Source organism: Geodermatophilus sp. SMS 5-13 (assembly GCF_059428245.1).
The window spans coordinates 42,047-57,719 of record NZ_CP165729.1 but is presented as its reverse complement, the minus strand read 5'-3'; the positions used below and the strand labels follow the sequence as shown (position 1 = coordinate 57,719).

Annotated in this window: 14 protein-coding genes; 8 read left to right on the top strand and 6 right to left on the bottom strand. The window is 75.6% G+C overall.

Annotated elements, in window-relative coordinates; all coding sequences use genetic code 11:
• Nucleotides 1–70 precede the first annotated feature (70 nt).
• The 6 genes from AB3388_RS00280 to AB3388_RS00255 all read left to right on the top strand — a co-directional run bounded on the left by AB3388_RS00280 (nucleotide 71) and on the right by AB3388_RS00255 (nucleotide 5,951).
• Nucleotides 71–1,279, top strand: a complete 1,209-nt coding sequence (locus AB3388_RS00280) for a cytochrome P450 (RefSeq protein ID WP_495408751.1) — start codon at nucleotides 71–73, stop codon at nucleotides 1,277–1,279.
• A gap of 10 nt (nucleotides 1,280–1,289) precedes the next feature.
• A complete protein-coding gene (locus AB3388_RS00275) occupies nucleotides 1,290–1,934 on the top strand; it encodes a DNA alkylation repair protein (protein WP_495408750.1) in 645 nt (214 codons plus the stop codon).
• Nucleotides 1,935–2,019: 85 nt separating this feature from the next.
• Nucleotides 2,020–2,538 (top strand): SigE family RNA polymerase sigma factor, encoded by a 519-nt coding sequence (locus AB3388_RS00270; protein ID WP_495408749.1) that lies wholly within the window; start codon nucleotides 2,020–2,022, stop codon nucleotides 2,536–2,538.
• Nucleotides 2,535–3,470: a hypothetical protein gene (locus AB3388_RS00265; RefSeq protein ID WP_495408748.1), complete on the top strand. Its 936-nt coding sequence runs from the start codon at nucleotides 2,535–2,537 to the stop codon at nucleotides 3,468–3,470. Before AB3388_RS00270 ends, AB3388_RS00265 begins: the two co-directional genes overlap by 4 nt.
• Nucleotides 3,471–3,518: 48 nt before the next feature.
• Nucleotides 3,519–4,202 carry a hypothetical protein gene (locus AB3388_RS00260; RefSeq protein ID WP_495408747.1) on the top strand — a complete coding sequence of 228 codons (684 nt, stop codon included), beginning with the start codon at nucleotides 3,519–3,521 and terminating at the stop codon, nucleotides 4,200–4,202.
• A 132-nt stretch (nucleotides 4,203–4,334) separates the two neighbouring features.
• Nucleotides 4,335–5,951 carry a long-chain fatty acid--CoA ligase gene (locus tag AB3388_RS00255; protein ID WP_495408746.1) on the top strand — a complete coding sequence of 539 codons (1,617 nt, stop codon included), beginning with the start codon at nucleotides 4,335–4,337 and terminating at the stop codon, nucleotides 5,949–5,951.
• A 22-nt stretch (nucleotides 5,952–5,973) separates the two neighbouring features.
• Here the strand turns inward: AB3388_RS00255 and AB3388_RS00250 are convergent, their stop codons facing one another.
• The 4 genes from AB3388_RS00250 to AB3388_RS00235 all read right to left on the bottom strand — a co-directional run bounded on the left by AB3388_RS00250 (nucleotide 5,974) and on the right by AB3388_RS00235 (nucleotide 11,237).
• Nucleotides 5,974–7,476, bottom strand: a complete 1,503-nt coding sequence (locus tag AB3388_RS00250) for a HoxN/HupN/NixA family nickel/cobalt transporter (RefSeq protein WP_495408745.1) — start codon at nucleotides 7,474–7,476, stop codon at nucleotides 5,974–5,976.
• Nucleotides 7,473–8,804, bottom strand: a complete 1,332-nt coding sequence (locus AB3388_RS00245; RefSeq protein WP_495408744.1) for a tetratricopeptide repeat protein — start codon at nucleotides 8,802–8,804, stop codon at nucleotides 7,473–7,475. The genes AB3388_RS00250 and AB3388_RS00245 overlap by 4 nt, the downstream gene beginning before the upstream one ends.
• A gap of 88 nt (nucleotides 8,805–8,892) precedes the next feature.
• Nucleotides 8,893–10,632 carry a DUF4331 domain-containing protein gene (locus AB3388_RS00240; RefSeq protein ID WP_495408743.1) on the bottom strand — a complete coding sequence of 580 codons (1,740 nt, stop codon included), beginning with the start codon at nucleotides 10,630–10,632 and terminating at the stop codon, nucleotides 8,893–8,895.
• A 275-nt stretch (nucleotides 10,633–10,907) separates the two neighbouring features.
• The gene (locus AB3388_RS00235; protein WP_495408742.1) at nucleotides 10,908–11,237 is read right to left on the bottom strand and encodes a rhodanese-like domain-containing protein; all 330 of its coding nucleotides are present in this window, start codon (nucleotides 11,235–11,237) and stop codon (nucleotides 10,908–10,910) included.
• A 58-nt stretch (nucleotides 11,238–11,295) separates the two neighbouring features.
• Between AB3388_RS00235 and AB3388_RS00230 the strand changes: the two genes are divergently transcribed.
• Nucleotides 11,296–11,805 (top strand): PH domain-containing protein, encoded by a 510-nt coding sequence (locus AB3388_RS00230; RefSeq protein WP_495408741.1) that lies wholly within the window; start codon nucleotides 11,296–11,298, stop codon nucleotides 11,803–11,805.
• A 49-nt stretch (nucleotides 11,806–11,854) separates the two neighbouring features.
• Entirely contained in the window at nucleotides 11,855–13,324 is a 1,470-nt protein-coding gene (locus AB3388_RS00225) for a PH domain-containing protein (protein ID WP_495408740.1), read from the top strand.
• Here the strand turns inward: AB3388_RS00225 and AB3388_RS00220 are convergent.
• On the bottom strand, nucleotides 13,314–14,537 hold the full coding sequence (locus tag AB3388_RS00220; RefSeq protein WP_495408739.1) for a glutamate mutase L: 1,224 nt from the start codon (nucleotides 14,535–14,537) through the stop codon (nucleotides 13,314–13,316). The genes AB3388_RS00225 and AB3388_RS00220 overlap by 11 nt on opposite strands.
• On the bottom strand, nucleotides 14,534–15,634 hold the full coding sequence (locus AB3388_RS00215; RefSeq protein ID WP_495408738.1) for a saccharopine dehydrogenase family protein: 1,101 nt from the start codon (nucleotides 15,632–15,634) through the stop codon (nucleotides 14,534–14,536). Before AB3388_RS00215 ends, AB3388_RS00220 begins: the two co-directional genes overlap by 4 nt.
• Nucleotides 15,635–15,673 lie beyond the last annotated feature (39 nt).

Genomic DNA, 15,673 nt, shown 5'->3' with positions numbered 1-15,673 from the left:
CCCCCTCGCAGGCCCCCGCCGCGAGCCTGGGAGCGGCGGGGCGAGGGAGTCCTTTCACTAAGGTCTCCGCGTGACCGTGGGTGCCGCGCCGCTCGACCTCGCCGACCCGGCGGTGGTCGCCGATCCGTACCCCGCGTTCGCCCGGGCCCGCGAGCTCGCCCCGGTGCAGTGGCACGAGGGGCTGCGGCTCTGGCTGGCGTTCACGCACGCGGAGGCCAACGCCGTCCTGCGGGACCGCCGGCTGGGCCGGATCTGGCGCGACAGGGAGCCGGCCGAGCGGTTCGGCCGGTTCAACCTGATCCACCGCAACGCGATCCTGGAGATGGAGCCGCCGGAGCACACCCGCCTGCGCCGGCTGATCAGCTCCGCGTTCGCCCGCGGCCACGTCGAGCGGCTGCGGCCGTGGGTCGAGGAGCTGGCCCGAGACCTCGTCGACGGCCTGGTCGAGCGCTCCGGCGGGACCGAGCCGGTCGACGTCCTGTCCGGTATGGCCGAGCACCTGCCGGTCGCGGTGATCGCCGAGCTGCTGGGCGTGCCGGAGGCCGACCGGCCGCTGCTGCGGCCCTGGTCGAACGCGATCGTGAAGATGTACGAGTACGGCCGGACGACGGTTGTGGAGGACGCCGCCGAGCGGGCGGCGGGCGAGTTCGTCGAGTACCTGCGCGGGCTGGCCGCCGAACGGCGCTCGAACCCCGGCGAGGACCTGGTCAGCCACCTGGTGTCGGTGCGGGACGCCGACGGCGACCGGCTCAGCGAGGACGAGCTGGTCACCACCTGCATCCTGCTGCTCAACGCCGGGCACGAGGCGACGGTCAACGTCTCCGGCAACGGCCTGCTCGCGCTGCTCGAGCACCCCGACCAGCTGCGGCGGCTGCGCGCGGACCCCGGCCTGCTGCCCATCGCGATCGAGGAGCTCATGCGCTTCGACTCGCCGCTGCAGCTGTTCGAGCGCACCGCCACCGAGGACGTCGAGATCGGCGGGGTCACCGTGGCGGCCGGGCAGAAGATCGCGGCGCTGCTCGGCGCGGCCAACCGCGACCCGGCGGTGTTCGCCGCGCCCGACACCCTCGACGTCGGCCGCACCGACAACCCGCACATCTCCTTCGGCGCCGGCATCCACTTCTGCATCGGGGCGCCGCTGGCCCGCGTCGAGCTGCAGGCCTCGTTCGGCGCGCTGCTGGGGCGCACGTCGCGGCTGGAGCTGGCCCGGCCCGCGCGGCGGCGGCCGGAGTTCGTGATCCGCGGCCTGGCCGACCTGCCCGTCGTCCTCACCCGGTAGGCCCTTCCCGATGACGCACGCCGTCCTCGCCCGGCTGCACGAGCTGGCCGACTCGTCGCGGCTGCCGGGGATGGCCCGCTACGGCATCGGCGGTGGGACGGCGCTCGGGGTCACGGTGGCCGAGCTGCGCGCGCTGGCGAAGGAGCTGGGCCGCTCGCACGACCTGGCCGCCGGGCTGTGGGCCTCCGGCGTCCACGAGGCCCGGATCCTGGCGAGCATGGTCGAGGAGCCGGGCTCGGTCGACGACGAGCAGCTCGACGCGTGGGCGGCCGACTTCCAGTCGTGGGACCTCTGCGACCAGGTCTGCCAGAACCTCGTCCGGCGCACCCCGTTCGCGTGGGACCGGGCGCTGGGGTGGAGCGGGCGGCCGGAGCCGTTCGTGAAGCGGGCCGGGTTCGCGGTCATGGCCGGCCTCGCGGTGGCGGACAAGCGGGCGGACGACGACCGGTTCGAGCCGTTCCTGCGCGCCGTCGCCGAGCGCGGGGACGACGAGCGGCCCGTCGTCCGCACGGGGGCGAGCTGGGCGCTGCGCCAGATCGGCAAGCGGAGCCCCGCGCTGCGCGCCCGCGCCGTCGGGACCGCCCTGGCCCTGCGCGAGGGCGGCCGCGGCGCCCGGTGGGTGGGCGCGGACGCGCTGCGCGAGCTGCGCCGCTGACCGTTATCGGAACGAGACCGGACCGTCTGGGGTCGGCGCGGCCTGCCGATGCGTCTACGGGGTGGGCACATCGGGAGGAGGCAGCGTGGGGCGACCGACGGACGCGGAGTTCACGGACTTCGTCCGGGACCACGGCGCCGCGCTGCTGCGCACCGCCGTCCTGCTGACCGGGGACCGCGCCCGCGGCGAGGACCTCGTGCAGACCGCCCTCGCCCGCGCGTACGCGCACTGGGACAAGGTCCGGGCGGCCGACGACCGGGTGGCCTACGCGCGCAGGCTGCTGGTCAACACCCACCTGTCCTGGCTGCGGCGGCTGACGAACACCGAGCAGGTGATCGAGTCGGTCCCCGACCGCGGGGACGGCGTCGACCTGCAGTCCCGGCACGCGGAGGCCGACGAGCTGCGGGCGGCGCTGCGGCAGCTCTCGCCGCGGGTGCGCACCGCCGTCGTCCTGCGCTACTTCGACGACCTGAGCGAGGCCGAGACCGCCCGGCTCATGGGCTGCTCGGCCAAGACCGTCAACAACTCCGTCGGCCGCGGCCTCGCCGCCCTGCGCGGCCTGCTGATGCCCACGCCCGAGCCGACCTCGAGGAGGCTCTCGTGAACGACCTCGAGCACGCGCTCGCCGACCGGCTGCACGGGCTCGCCGACGACCTGGCCGGCGCGACCCCCACCGTGTCCGCGCCGGACGCCGTCGCGCGGTACCGGCACCGCCGCCGCGTCCGGGCCGGCCTGGTGGCCACGGTCGCCGCGGTGGTGCTGATCGCCGTCGGGGTGCCCACCGCCGTCGGCACCCTGTCGTCGGCCCCCGCCCAGCCGGCCGCGCCGGCCCCGCGCACCACCGCCGCACCCACCACGTCGGACGACGAATTCGCCAACCCCGAGGCGATCGCGTCGGCGTCGGCCTCGGCGGCCGAGGCATCGGCGGCCGCCGCCGCGGCCCAGGCGGCCGCCCAGACGGAGCTCGACGCCCTCGTCGCGCGGCTCGGCGGCCCGGTCGCGCTGAGCTCGCCGGCGGAGTGGGACCAGTGGCTGCCGGAGGGCAAGCCGACGCAGGGGACCACCGGGGAGGAGGACATGGCGACCTGCCCGCGCATCGCCGCCCGGCTGAGCCCTGCGCTCGGCATGCAGATCAGCTACTGGACCGGCACCCTGCCGCAGGGCCCCGCCGGGTGCACGTGGGTCGACGTCCCGCTGGACTACAACGGGCCCTACGACTACGAGTACCTCCTCACGATCGGCTTCCTCGGCGACGGGACGACGGTCGAGCAGATCGGCCGCGACGCGTTCGACGGCATCCCCGACGACCCGGTGCCGTGCCCGCGGGTCGCCGTCCCGGGGCCCGGGGAGGGCGGCCTGCTGATCCGCTGCGACGGCATGGACGACCGGTACGGCGCCGGGTACACCCTCGCCGTCCCCGATGCCCGGGGCGCCGGGATCTGGATCTTCAACGCATCGGCCCAGCTCGACGCGCCGCACCCGTCGTCCGACGCGTTCGTCGCGCTGCTCGACGCGGCGACCGGCGTGTACGGCTGAGCTCGCCCCGCGCTCAAGCCGACGCCGGGCCGGTCCGATGAGGCAGGCATGTGGGATCTCCTCAGGCGACTCGACCCGGCGCTGGTGCTGTCCGCGCTCTCCCTGCTCGTCACCCTGGCCGGTGTCGTGTACGCGGCCCGGACGTTCCGGCACACCAGGGCCAGCGAGGAACGCAGCCGCCTGGCGGAGGTGCTCGCCGAGCTCGTGACCGCCACGCAGGAGGTCGTCACCCACGTGCAGGACCGTCCGGGACTGCCCGGCGGCCGGGGCGGGGACGAGGACTGGGAACGGCAAGCCGAGGAGAGCGCGCGTCGCTTCCGCGATGCGGCCATGCGGTACCGGCTCATGCGGGCCGAGTACGGCGAGGTCGACGACTGGGTGCTCGCTGTCGCCAACAACCTCATCGAGTCCTGCGTCACCAGGTACCCCTCCGAAGAGCAGGCGGACAGGCCCGCGGACGCCATCGTGGCAGGCATCGACAGCGACCTCCCGCGGCCGGAGGCCACCCCGACGGGGCTGCCGCCGCTGACCGTCTGGCGGGGTGACCGCGCGGGGTCCGGATACGGGGTGTACGACCCCCGCGAGGCGTGGGAATGGCAGATCGGGCGGCTGATCCACGACTACGTCGAGGACTACCTCGTCCCGTACGGCCGGTGGATCCTCTACCGGACCGAGCCCGAGTTCGAACCGCGCCCCCGCCCCGCGCACGATCCGGTCGGCGCCGCCGACTGACGACCACCCGCACGGTGTGGTCGCGACCCGCGCGGTACGCCGCGCGGGTCGTGACCACGCGACGAGGATGACCGCCGCGGCGGCGCGTGGGCCCCGGTGGATCGTGAGCGGGGTCACTGGCACGATGCGGCCATGCGCGGGCTCATGCAGGACTTTCCCCTGACGATCGATGCGATCTTCCGGCACGTCGAGCAGCACTACGGCGACGGGAGGATCGTCACCAACGGGCCGGACGGGATCACCCGCTCCACCTACGCGGAGTGGGCGGAGCGGACCCGCAAGCTCGGCGGGGTGCTCGACACGCTCGGCATCAGCGGCGACGGCCGCGTGGGGACGTTCGGCTGGAACAGCCAGCGCCACCTGGAGCTGTACTTCGCCGCGCCCTGCACCGGCCGCGTGCTGCACACGCTGAACATCCGGCTCTTCCCCGAGCAGCTGACCTACATCGCCAACCACGCCGAGGACGAGGTCGTCTTCGTCGACCGCACGGTGCTGCCGCTGCTGTGGCCGCTGATCGACACGATGAAGACCGTCCAGCACGTCGTCGTCATGGACGACGGCGGCAACAACGAGATCCCCGACGACCCGCGGGTGCAGGACTACGAGACCCTGCTCGCCGACGCGTCGCCGGTGGAATTCCACGTCGAGGACGAGAACCTGGCCGCCTCGATGTGCTACACGTCCGGAACCACCGGCAACCCGAAGGGCGTCGTCTACTCGCACCGCTCGACGTTCCTGCACACCATGGGCGTGATCGCGCCGAACGCCTTCGGCCTGGGCATCCAGGACGTCGCGATGCCGGTCGTGCCGATGTTCCACGCCAACGCGTGGGGCATCGCCCAGGCCGCGCCGGCCGCCGGCGCCGCGCTGGTCATGCCCGGCTCGATGATGCAGCCCGAGGCCCTGGCCAAGCTGATCATCGAGGAGGGCGTCACCTTCACCGCCGGCGTGCCGACGATCTGGCAGGGCGTGCTGCCGCACCTGGCCGGCAAGCCGCACAAGCTGCGCGACATCGGCTGCGGCGGCTCCGCGGTCCCGAGGGCGCTGTCGGAGGCCTACCGCGAGCAGGTCGGGCTGCCGATCCTGCAGGCCTGGGGCATGACCGAGACCCACCCGGTCGCGTCGTCCGGCGTCCTGCCCCGCCGCTACGCCGACGCCGACGACGAGACGAAGGCGACGCAGCGTGCCCGCGCCGGCATCCCGTTCCTCGGCGTCGAGGCGCGCATCGTCGACGCCGACTCGATGGAGCCGCAGCCGTGGGACGACAAGGCCACCGGTGAGCTGCAGGTCCGCGGGCCGTGGTGCGCCAAGGACTACTACAACCCCGACGCCGGCGTGACGCTCACGACCGACGACGGCTGGATGCGCACCGGCGACGTCGCGGCGATGGACGCGTACGGCTCGATCCGCATCGCCGACCGCACCAAGGACCTGATCAAGTCCGGCGGCGAGTGGATCAGCTCGGTCGACCTCGAGAACGTGATCATGAGCCACCCGAAGGTGAAGGAGGCCGCGGTCGTCGGCATCCCGCACCCGAAGTGGGACGAGCGGCCGCTGGCCTGCGTCGTCCTCAAGGAGGGCGAGGAGGCCAGCGAGGAGGAGATCCTCGAGTTCCTCAAGCCGAAGGTGGCCAAGTGGTGGCTGCCCGATGCCGTCGAGTTCATCGACGAGGTTCCCAAGACCAGCGTCGGCAAGTTCTCGAAGAAGGACCTGCGGTCGCGCTTCGCCGAGTACGACCTCAAGTCCTGATCGTCCGGGGTCCGGTCGCCGGTCAGCCGGCGACCAGACCCCGGGCGGCGAGCGTCAGCCCCACGACCAGCACGAGCGCGGCGGTCGCGACGGGGAGGGCGCAGGCCAGCCGGGCCGCGCGGCGTCGCGCCGTCGCCCGCCGGTCGAGGCGGTCGCGCAGCCGGACCAGGACGAGGCCGACGGCGGTCAGCGTCGCCGCCATGCCGGCGCCGTAGGCCAGCACGAGGACGACGCCGAACGCGGTCCGTCCCAGCCCGACCGACGCGAGCAGCACGATCAGTGCGGACGGGCTCGGGACGAGACCGCCCGCGACGCCCATCCCGATCAGCCCGCCGCGACCCGGCCCCGCGTGCCCGTGCGGGTGGTCGTGGCCGTGCACGTGCTCGTGGTCGTGGTCGTGGTCGTGACCGTGCGGCTGGTGGTGGCCGGGGTGCCCGACGACGGCGGCGAGGGCGGGCTCCCGGGCGGCGACCCGCGCCTCCGGTGGGCGCGCGCTCGACACCGCCGTCCGCAGCATCGCCGCCCCGATGCCGGCGACCAGGAGGCCGCTGATCACGCCCAGCCGGCGCAGCACGTCCTCGCCGGCCAGGGTGCTGGAGACCGAGAGGGCCGCCCCCAGCACGAGCACCCCGGCGGTGTGGGTGACGGTGACCGTGGCGCCGACGGTCAGCGCGTCCCGGCGACGTCCCCGCCGCCCGGCCAGGTAGGCCGCCATCACCGTCTTGCCGTGGCCCGGGAGCAGCGCGTGGCCGCAGCCGAGCACCATCGCCAGGACGACGGCCAGGACGCCGGCGAGCGGGGCCAGGCCAGGATCGCCGACCAGGTCCTCCAGCCACCGGTCGGCGGCCACCACGGCGGTCGTCAGCGGGTCGCTGCCCGACGTCCGGGGCGCCGCCCCCGGGTGCCCACCACTGCCCGGCCCGGTCGCCACCCGGAAGGACCGCACGTCGACCGGCGAGGCGAGCAGGTCGGTCGGATAGCGCCGCAGCTCGTCGCTGATGCTGGCGGCCGGCACCGGCGAGTCCTGCAGCCGCACGCCCCTACCGGCGGCGGTGATCTCCCGCCAGCCGACCCGGCCGGTCAGGTAGTCGTCCCGGAAGGCGATGTCGGCGGCCCCGGTCAGATCGGTCGCGGTGCGCAGCCTGCAGGTCAGCCGGAGGGTCGGCAGGCCCGCCGCTCCCGGCCGCAGTTCGAGGTCGCTCGCCGCCTGGTCCCAGCCGACCGCCGTCCCGTCGACGGTCAGCCGCAGCGCGGCGGAGACGGCGGTGCACTCGTCGGTGGCCGCGGCGGCGAGCTCCGCCGGCCCCGGGGACCCGTCGTCCGCGATCTCCGGCAGCGCCTGCGCCGTCGGGATCTCGGCGCGGTCGACGACCGCGACGAGCGAGACCGCGGAAGGGGTCAGGATGAGGCCGTCGTAGTGGTTCACCGTGAAGTTGCCCAGCGGGTGCGCCCCCGCCGGGCCGGCCGGCAGCAGGATGCCTGCCCCGGCGGCGAGGACGACGAGCGCTGCCCGGCGGACGATCACAGCGGGCCGCCCAGGGAATCCAGGAGCGCCTGCGCCCGGGGCGCGTGGACCGGCGAGAAGTGCGGATTGCCGCGCAGCGCCTCCGCCAGCGTCGCTCGGGCCTGCGCTTTCAGCCCGAGAGCCGCCTCGACGGCGCCGCGGTGGTAGAGGAACAGCGGGTTGCGCCCGCCGATCGACGTCGCCGCCTGCGCGTGCGGCAACGCCTCGGCGTCGCGGCCGGCGCTGTGCAGCGCCCAGGCGAGCGCGTCGTGGGCGTCGACGTTCTGCCGGCGGCCGAACTCGGCGGTCGCGGCGGCCAGCGCGGTCGCCGGATCCCCGTGGTCGGCGGCGTACAGGGCGAGGGTCAGGTCGTCCTGCACGCCGTTGGCCGCGAACAGCTGCCGCAGGGTCGCCAGCAGCGCGAACTGCCGGTCCGCCTCGGCGCCACGACCCACCGACTCGAGGTAGTCGCCGAACTCGACCACGTTCTCCGGCAGCGGTCGTGCCGCGACGACGACGCCGTAGTCGGCGACGGCCGCGTCCACCTCACCGCGGGCGGCGTGCACGCGGGCCCGCCCGAGCAGCAGGGTGGGTGAGTCGGGGTCGTCGGCGAGGCCGGTCGCGTACTGGTGCATCGCCTCGTCCAGATCTCCGGTCGTGAAGGCCAGCGCCCCCAGGTAGGTCCGGCAGAACGCCCGGTCGGCGGGGCGCTGCGCCAGTGCGAGCGCCTGTTCCAGGGCGATGCGGGCGGCGGGCAGGTTGCCGTGCAGCTCCGCGTCGTAGGAGGCGCGGGTGAACGAGGCGATCCCGGGGCGCAGCCGCACCATCTGCCGCAGCGCCGCGGTGGCCCCCGGGTAGTCGCCGAGCTGAGTGCGGGCGTCGGTCAGGACGCCCCAGGCCGTGGCGCTGTACGGATTGACCGTGAGGGCCTGCTGGGCGAGACCCGCGGCCGCGGCGAAGTCGTGCCGGGCGTTGGCCAGTGCCCCCAGACCGGCCAGCGCGGTGTCGTTGCCGTCGGGCCGGAGCCGCAGCGACTCGTGCAGCGCGCCGTCGGCCTTCGCGTAGTACGTGGGGTCGGCGGTGAGCCGGGCCTGTTCCACGTACGCCGCACCGAGCTGCGCCCAGGTGGCGTAGTCCCCTGGCAGGTCGGCGAGCCGCCGCTGAGCGGCGACGATCGAGGCCGCCAGCGGATCGGGTGCCGCGGCGGACATCTGGTCGCCGGCCGGCGACGGGCCGTGCTTCGACACGGCCTGGAACCCGGCCACCGCCAGCAGCAGCACGCCGAGGACGACGGCGACGCCCGCCGTGCGGGGCCGCAACCACGCCCGCCGGTCATCCGGATCCTTCACGGGCTGTCCTCTCGCTCCGCCGGGACAGGTGCCGGGCGGACGGCGGGGCGCGGGTGTTCCGGGCCGCGTCCCGCCGCCCGGGCGGCGGTCAGACCTGCTTGGGTCGGCCGCCGCCCCGCCGGCGCGCGGCACGCTCGCGCGCGAGGGAGAACGCCCCCACCGCCAGCAGCAGCAGCGCCGCTCCGCCGGTCACCGCCGGCACCAGGAACCCGCCACCGCCGGAGTCGTCGGGTCCCGAGCCGGCCGCCGGTGCGGACCCGCCGCCCTGCCCCTGCTCCCCCGAGCCCTGGCCGCCCGAGCCGCCGGCGCGGTTGACGGCCTCGGTGTGGGGCGCGGCGAGGTAGGGGAACGTGTCGCTGAACGCGGTGTCGTTGTCCGGCACTCCGTCCCCGTCGGCCAGCGGCTCGGCGCTCCCCAGCTGGGTGGCGTCGTAGGCCCCGGCCAGGGCCAGCAGCTCGATGTCGACCACGTCGTCGGCGAGCCGGCGCCCGTTCGGGAAGCCCTGGATGTCGCCGCCGATGACCCCGAGCCGGCTCGGCTCGTCGAGCGGCGTGCCGTCGGGCTTCGCCGGCCCGGTGATCGACATGTTCAGCCGGAGCATCTCCGACGGGTGGAACCCACCCGGATCGGCGCCGGCGTTGAGCGCCTGCGAGTTCAGGTCGATGTCGAGCGGGTTGGGCGTGGCCGGGTCGCCGTCGACGTCCACCTCGGCGTTGGTGACCACCCCGGTGAGGAAGACCTCGAAGATGTCGAACCGCGGCGCGGCGGGCACCGGGAGGCCGTACAGGGCGTTGAGCAGCCGCGCCACCTCCGGGTCGAGCACCCGGGCGACGACGGCGCCGTCGGCCGCCGTGGCGTCCTGATCGGGGCTGATGGCGTTGAACGCGTCCTTCAGGCCGGTCGGGACGACGACCTCGTTCACGAGCGGCTGGCCGAGCCGGGACACCTGGGTGACGTCGGACGAGTGGTCGGAGGCCGTCCCGTCGGCGTCGCGCAGCGTCGGCCGCGTCGTGGTGCTCCACACGCCGATGACCGGGTTGGCGGTGGCGTCCTGGTCGAGCGCGACCACGCTCTTGGGCACCTCGAGCACGATGCTGTTCACGTTGAACCCGGCCAGCGTGTCCTGCCCGGTCTCGGACAGGTCGCCGCCGTAGAGCAGGTCGAAGACCCGCAGGTCCAGGAAGAACGGGTCGTCGGACTGCGTGCTCAGCGTGCGTCCGCCCTCGGCGGTCTCGACGGTGGCCGGGTCCCGCAGGTTGGCCACGTAGTCCTCGGCGCTGCCCATGCTCGCCCGCCCGGTGTAGGACGGCGCCACCGGCCCGGTGGCGATCGGATCCCCGAAGGACGCGCCGCCGTCGGTGCTGACGTCGAGGGTGAAGCTCTGCCGGAACAGCAGGTTCTCGTCGTCCAGCGACGTCACGGGCCCGTTGTCGTAGAGGAACGTGCTGCCGGCGCGCCGGTCGTCGGTGGTGAACCGCCACCGGTACACGATGTCGGCGACGGCGTCCCCGTCGTTGTCGATGTTGAACAGGTACTCGGCCTCGGGGGCGAACGGGTAGAAGTTCGGCCCGCCGTTGGGCTCCTCGAACGGGATCCAGCTCCCGATCAGCACCACGTCGTCGGGGTTCTCCGGGCTGGAGAACGCGTAGACGTCGGTGTTGTCGATGGCCGGGTCCTCGGAGACGAGCGGCGCCTCCCGGTGGCTGGAGGCCTGCGCGACCGCGGCCACCAGTCCCGGGACGGCCGCGGCGGCGACCACCCCGCCGGCGGCGAACAGCGTGACCGCCCTCCTACCGGGACCGGCCGCGGCCGTGGACGTCGTGCGCATGGGGTCCTCCCCTCTTCGCCACGCTCGGGCGAAGTCACCGGCTTGTCGTCACGGTCGGCCGGTGGGGCAGCGAGCCCAGGGGGTGGAGGGCGGGTGGGTCCCCCGGCCGACGGTGCAGCCGGGGTACGGAGGTCGCGGGCTCCGCGGATCGTCGCCGCTCCGAGCGTGCTGTCGACGCCCGGCCTGTCACGTTCGCGGCGTGACCGTCCGCCGACGCACAGGCAGCACACCGCGGGCCCGAAGACCCGGGGCCTCAGCCCGGGACAGCAGTCGGCTCAGCGCACGAAGGGGGGCTGGCCGGTCTCGCTCACCATGGGCCGGCCGGCCGCCTCCCACTCCCCCATGCCGCCGCCGACGTTGACCGCGTCGTAGCCGTTCTGGTTCAGCCACGCGGCCACCCGCGCCGAGCGGCCGCCGCCGCGACAGGCCACATAGAGCGGGTCGCCTTCGGGTAGGTCATCGAGCCGGGCGGGGACGTCGCCCATCGGGATGTGGGTCGCGCCCTCGATGTGGCCGGCCACCCACTCGTCGTCCTCGCGGACGTCGAGGACGACGGCGTCCGCGGGCAGCTCGGAGGCGGGCACGGTCGGAACCTGCAGCGGCATCACGCCGTCCATTCTGCAACTCGCGGTCGGTCGTGCACGGACTGCGAGGATGGAGCCGATGACCAGCACATCTGCTCCTGTCCGGGAGCCGGCCTGGCGACTGTCCCGGTCGGCGATCTGGCTCTGGGTGACCGGCGGGATCCTCGGCTCGTTGTTCATCGGGCTCCTGGTGGCCGCCTTCCTGCTCTTCGCGCCCGCCGAGGGCGGCCCGCTGCCGCTGCTGCGCTGGCTGCTCCCCGCGCTGGCGGTGCTCTACGCCGTCGTGGCGATCGGGGTGCGGCCGCTCGTCCGCTACCGCGTGCACCGCTGGGAGGTCACCGACGAGGCGGTCTACACCCTCACCGGCTGGCTGACCCGGACGTGGACGCTCGTGCCGATCGCGCGGATCCAGACCGTCGACGTCACCCGCGGCGTCCTGCAGCAGCTGTTCGGGCTGGCGTCGATCGCGGTGCTCACCGCCTCCTCGCAGGGCACCGTGCGGGTGCCGCACCTCGAGGTCGACGTCGCCGAGCGGGTCGCCGAGGACCTCGCCCGGCGCGCGGAGCAGGTCCGGGACGAGGCCACGTGAGCGGCTCTGCGATCGCGCCGGCTCCGCCGGCCGGGAGCGAACGGGCGGCATGGTGACGGAATCGCCCGGCCGGCGGACGTCGCCGCGGATCGTGCTCGTCCACACGGTCACCTTCCGGCAGGCCCGGCAGTTCGTCCCCGGCGCGATCGGCCTGGGCGCGGCGGTCGGGTTCAACGGCGGGACGCCGGCCGTGATCGCCCTCGTCGTCGGCGTCACTCTCGTCTCCCTGGGGACGGCGGCGCTGTCGTGGTGGCGCTTCGGCTACGTCGACGGACCGACCGCGGTCGTCGTCACCCGCGGCCTGCTGGCCCGCTCGGTGCGGACGGTGCCGAACGACCGCATCCGCGGGGTCGAGGTGGAGACGCCGGTGCTGCACCGCCTCTTCGGCCTGGTGCGGGTGCGCATCGACGCCGCCGCGGGCGCGGTCGCGGGCAAGGAGGAGGAGCTCGTCGTCGACGGCGTCCCCCGGGCCGAGGGCGACCGGCTGCGCACGCGGCTGCTCACGCGCAGGCCCCAGCCCGTGCCGCCCTCCCCGGAGGCGCTGCCGGAGCCGGCGCCGGAGCCCGTCGAGGAGGAGTTCGCCCGGTTCGAGAACCGCTGGCTGCTCTACGCGCCGCTGGTCGGCAGCTACCTGGTGCTGCCGCTGGCGGCCGTCGGTGCGCTGTTCCGGCTCCTCGACGAGCTGCCGGAGCGGTTCCGCCCCGAGCTGCCCGGTCCGGACGTCGTCGACGGCGGCGTGATCGCCGTCGCGATCGGCGGGACGCTGGTGCTGCTGGCCGTCGGGGCGGTCGTCGGGGCCGCGGTGGTCAACTGGGGCTTCCGGCTGGTGCGGCGCGGCGGCTCGCTGATCGCCGTCCGCGGGCTGGTCACCCGGCGGCACACCGAGCTGGAGATCGACCGGATCCGCGGCGTCACCCTCGGCGAGGGCCTGGGCATGCGGCTGGTCCGGGCGGCGCGGGCCGGCGCGCTGGTGACCGGTCTCGGCGACGCCACCCGGCGCGGGCAGCTGCTGCCCCTGGGCCCGCGCTCCGATGCGCTGGCGGTCACCCACCGGCTGGTCGAGGACCCGGGACCGCTGCGCCGGCACCCCCTCGCCGCCCGGCGCCGGCGGCTGATGCGGGCCCTCGGGACCGGCGTTCTGGTCACCGTCGCCGGCGTGGTCACCACCCCGATCCTCGGCTGGTGGTGGCTGCTGGCGGCCGGCGTCGTCCTCACCGTGCTGGGGGTGCCGATCGGCCTGGGCCGGTACGCCTCGCTCGGCCACGTCGTCGGGAGGACGACGTTCAGCGTGCGCAGCGGCTGGCTCGCGCGGGAGCAGGCGGTGCTGCAGCGCCGCGCCGTCGTCGGCTGGTCGGTGCAGCAGTCGTTCTTCCAGCGCCGGGCCGGCCTGGCCACCGTGGTGGCGTGCGTCGGCGCCGGCAACGGCGGCTACGCGGCGGTGGACATGGCCGCCGACGAGGTCGTCGAATTCGCCGTCGCCGCCTCCGACGGCGAATGGGCGACCACGCTCAAAGGATGAGCCCTTCCACCAGCCGTGCCGCCGCGGCCGGGTGCTCGGCGGCGAGCAGGCCGGCGGCGGCCAGCACGTAGCGGCGGTCGACGACCACCTCGCTGCCGGTCAGCACGCTGCCCGCGCCGCCGGCGTCGGCGGCGATCCGGGCCACCGCGGCGCCGGGGTCTTCCGCGTGGCGGAAGACGCCGCCGGAGAGGACGACGAGCCCGGCCGACCGCGCGCTCGCGCCGCCGGCGCCGTAGGCGGCCTCCGCGCGCAGGTGCCGGCGCAGCGCGACGGTGGCCGCCGCCTCGCCCAGCGCGAGCGGGTCGTCGCCCGGGTCGGGCAGGCCCTCGGCGCGGGCGGCGGCCCGGAGGTCGTGCACGCTCGCGCTCACCCCGAGGTCGCCCTCGACGGTGCGCCGCCGGGCGGGGACGCCCACGGCCTCCCGCCCGAGCGCGGCCTGCTCGGCGTCCGGGTCGGGGACCGAGTACACGTCCGTGGTCGCGCCGCCGACGTCCAGGACGACGACGCCGCCGGGCGCCGCCTGCGCCAGCACGGCGACGCCCTCCAGGACGGCGTCCGGCGTCACCGCGCGCACCCAGCCGCGCAGCCGCGGGTCGGCCGACAGCCGCGAGCCGCCGATCACGTGCTCGAGGAAGACCGCGCGGATCGCCGTCCGGGCCGACTCGGGCTCCAGCCGGCCGATGTCGGGCAGCACGTTGCCGGCCTCGGTCACCGGCAGACCGCCGTCCCACAGGACCGCCGCCACCTCGTCCCGGACGGCGGCGTTGCCGGCGAGGACGACCGGGACGGACCAGCCCGTCCCGGCCAGCGCCGCCGCGTTGTGCCGCAGCACGCCGGCCTCGCCGCCGTCGGTGCCGCCCACGAGGAGGACGACGTCCGGGGCGACCTGCCGCAGCGCGGCCAGGGCGCCGTCGTCCAGCCGGCCGGCCGCCACGTGCACGACGCGGGCGCCCGCCGAGAGCGCCGCCCGGTGCCCGGCCTCGGCGCTGATCAGCTCCTCGTACCCGACGACCGCCAGCCGCAGCCCGCCGCCGGCGCTCGAGCAGGCGACCACCGGGGCGTCCCAGCCGGCTGTGGCGGCGAGCAGGCCGGCGACGACGTCGTCCTGGGTGGTCGGTGCCTGGGCGGTGGCCAGCAGCTCGCCGTCCGGGAGGCCGACCAGCGCCGCCTTGCTGTACGTGGAGCCGATGTCGACGCAGGCGAGGCGCGTCACGCGCGCACGAGGCCGGCCTCGGCGGCGCCCGCGGTCAGCTCGTCGAGCCCGAAGGCCTGGACCGGCCCGGCCGCACCGGTCGTGCGGACGCCTCCGTCCGACGCCGTCGTCGCGCCCCACGCCAGCATCGCGGCGGTGAAGCCGTAGGGCTCCGGGCCGGTCAGGACGACGCGAGAGATCAGGTCGCCGCCGTCGTCCCGGACCTCGGCGACGGTGACGGTGCGGGAGTGCGCGACGCTGGCCTCCGACGGGGCCTCGCCGACCCGCCGGCCGACCGCCTGCGCCAGCCGCTGGGCGGCTCCGGCGGCGCCCGGGATCTGTGCGGCCAGCCCCAGCAGCGGCGAGAGCGCGCTGGCCGCGGCGGTCGCCGGACCGAACCAGTCCAGGTGGACGCCGACCTCGCGCAGGCCCGGCGCGAGGGCGGGCAGCGTGAAGTGCTCGGAGCCGCCGACGGAGAGGCCGAGCCGGCTGCGGCCGCCGGCGTCGAAGCGCCAGGTGCGCCGGCCGGGGGTCTCGGCGGTCAGCCGGCCGCCGGTGAACGCGAAGCCCGGCTCCAGGAAGACGCCCATGGCCGAGACCATCGTCCCGCGCGAGAACGCCTGGCCGGAGCCGCCCTGCAGGCTGTAGCCGACGTCGACCCGGTGCGCCCGGTCGCCGGCCTCGCGCAGCGCGAGCGCGCCGGCGAGGTTGCCGGGCACGTAGTCCAGGCCGAAGGCGGTCACCAGCGTCGCGCCGGTCGCCGCCGCGCGCGGGCCGAACTCCTCGAAGACCCGCCGGACGAACGGCGGCTCGCCGGTGGAGTCCAGGTAGACGGCGCCCGCCTCGGTGGCGGCGACGAGGGCGGGCTCGCCGAGCTGCTGGAACGGCCCGACGGTCGTGACCAGGACGTCGCCGGGCTCGAGCAGCGCCCGGACGCCGGCGGGGTCGGTGACGTCGGCGCGGGCCGTCTCGACCCCGCCGAGGCGCTCGGCGAGGGCGGCCAGCTTGTCCGCGTTCCGGCCGGCGAGCAGCGGCCGGGCACCCCGCGCCACCAGGGCCTCCGCCGTCCGGGCGCCGGTGTAGCCGGTGGCGCCCAGCAGAACGATCCGTGAACTCACCCGGCGGACCTTAACCGGACCGATTCAGGGGTAGGGCGC

Coding starts and splice junctions, on each gene's coding strand:
- AB3388_RS00275 (WP_495408750.1), top strand. CDS start 1,290: ATGACGCACGCCGTCCTCGCCCGGCTGCACGAGCTGGCCGACTCGTCG.
- AB3388_RS00260 (WP_495408747.1), top strand. CDS start 3,519: ATGTGGGATCTCCTCAGGCGACTCGACCCGGCGCTGGTGCTGTCCGCG.
- AB3388_RS00255 (WP_495408746.1), top strand. CDS start 4,335: ATGCGCGGGCTCATGCAGGACTTTCCCCTGACGATCGATGCGATCTTC.
- AB3388_RS00240 (WP_495408743.1), bottom strand. CDS start 10,632: ATGCGCACGACGTCCACGGCCGCGGCCGGTCCCGGTAGGAGGGCGGTC.
- AB3388_RS00235 (WP_495408742.1), bottom strand. CDS start 11,237: ATGCCGCTGCAGGTTCCGACCGTGCCCGCCTCCGAGCTGCCCGCGGAC.
- AB3388_RS00230 (WP_495408741.1), top strand. CDS start 11,296: ATGACCAGCACATCTGCTCCTGTCCGGGAGCCGGCCTGGCGACTGTCC.
- AB3388_RS00225 (WP_495408740.1), top strand. CDS start 11,855: ATGGTGACGGAATCGCCCGGCCGGCGGACGTCGCCGCGGATCGTGCTC.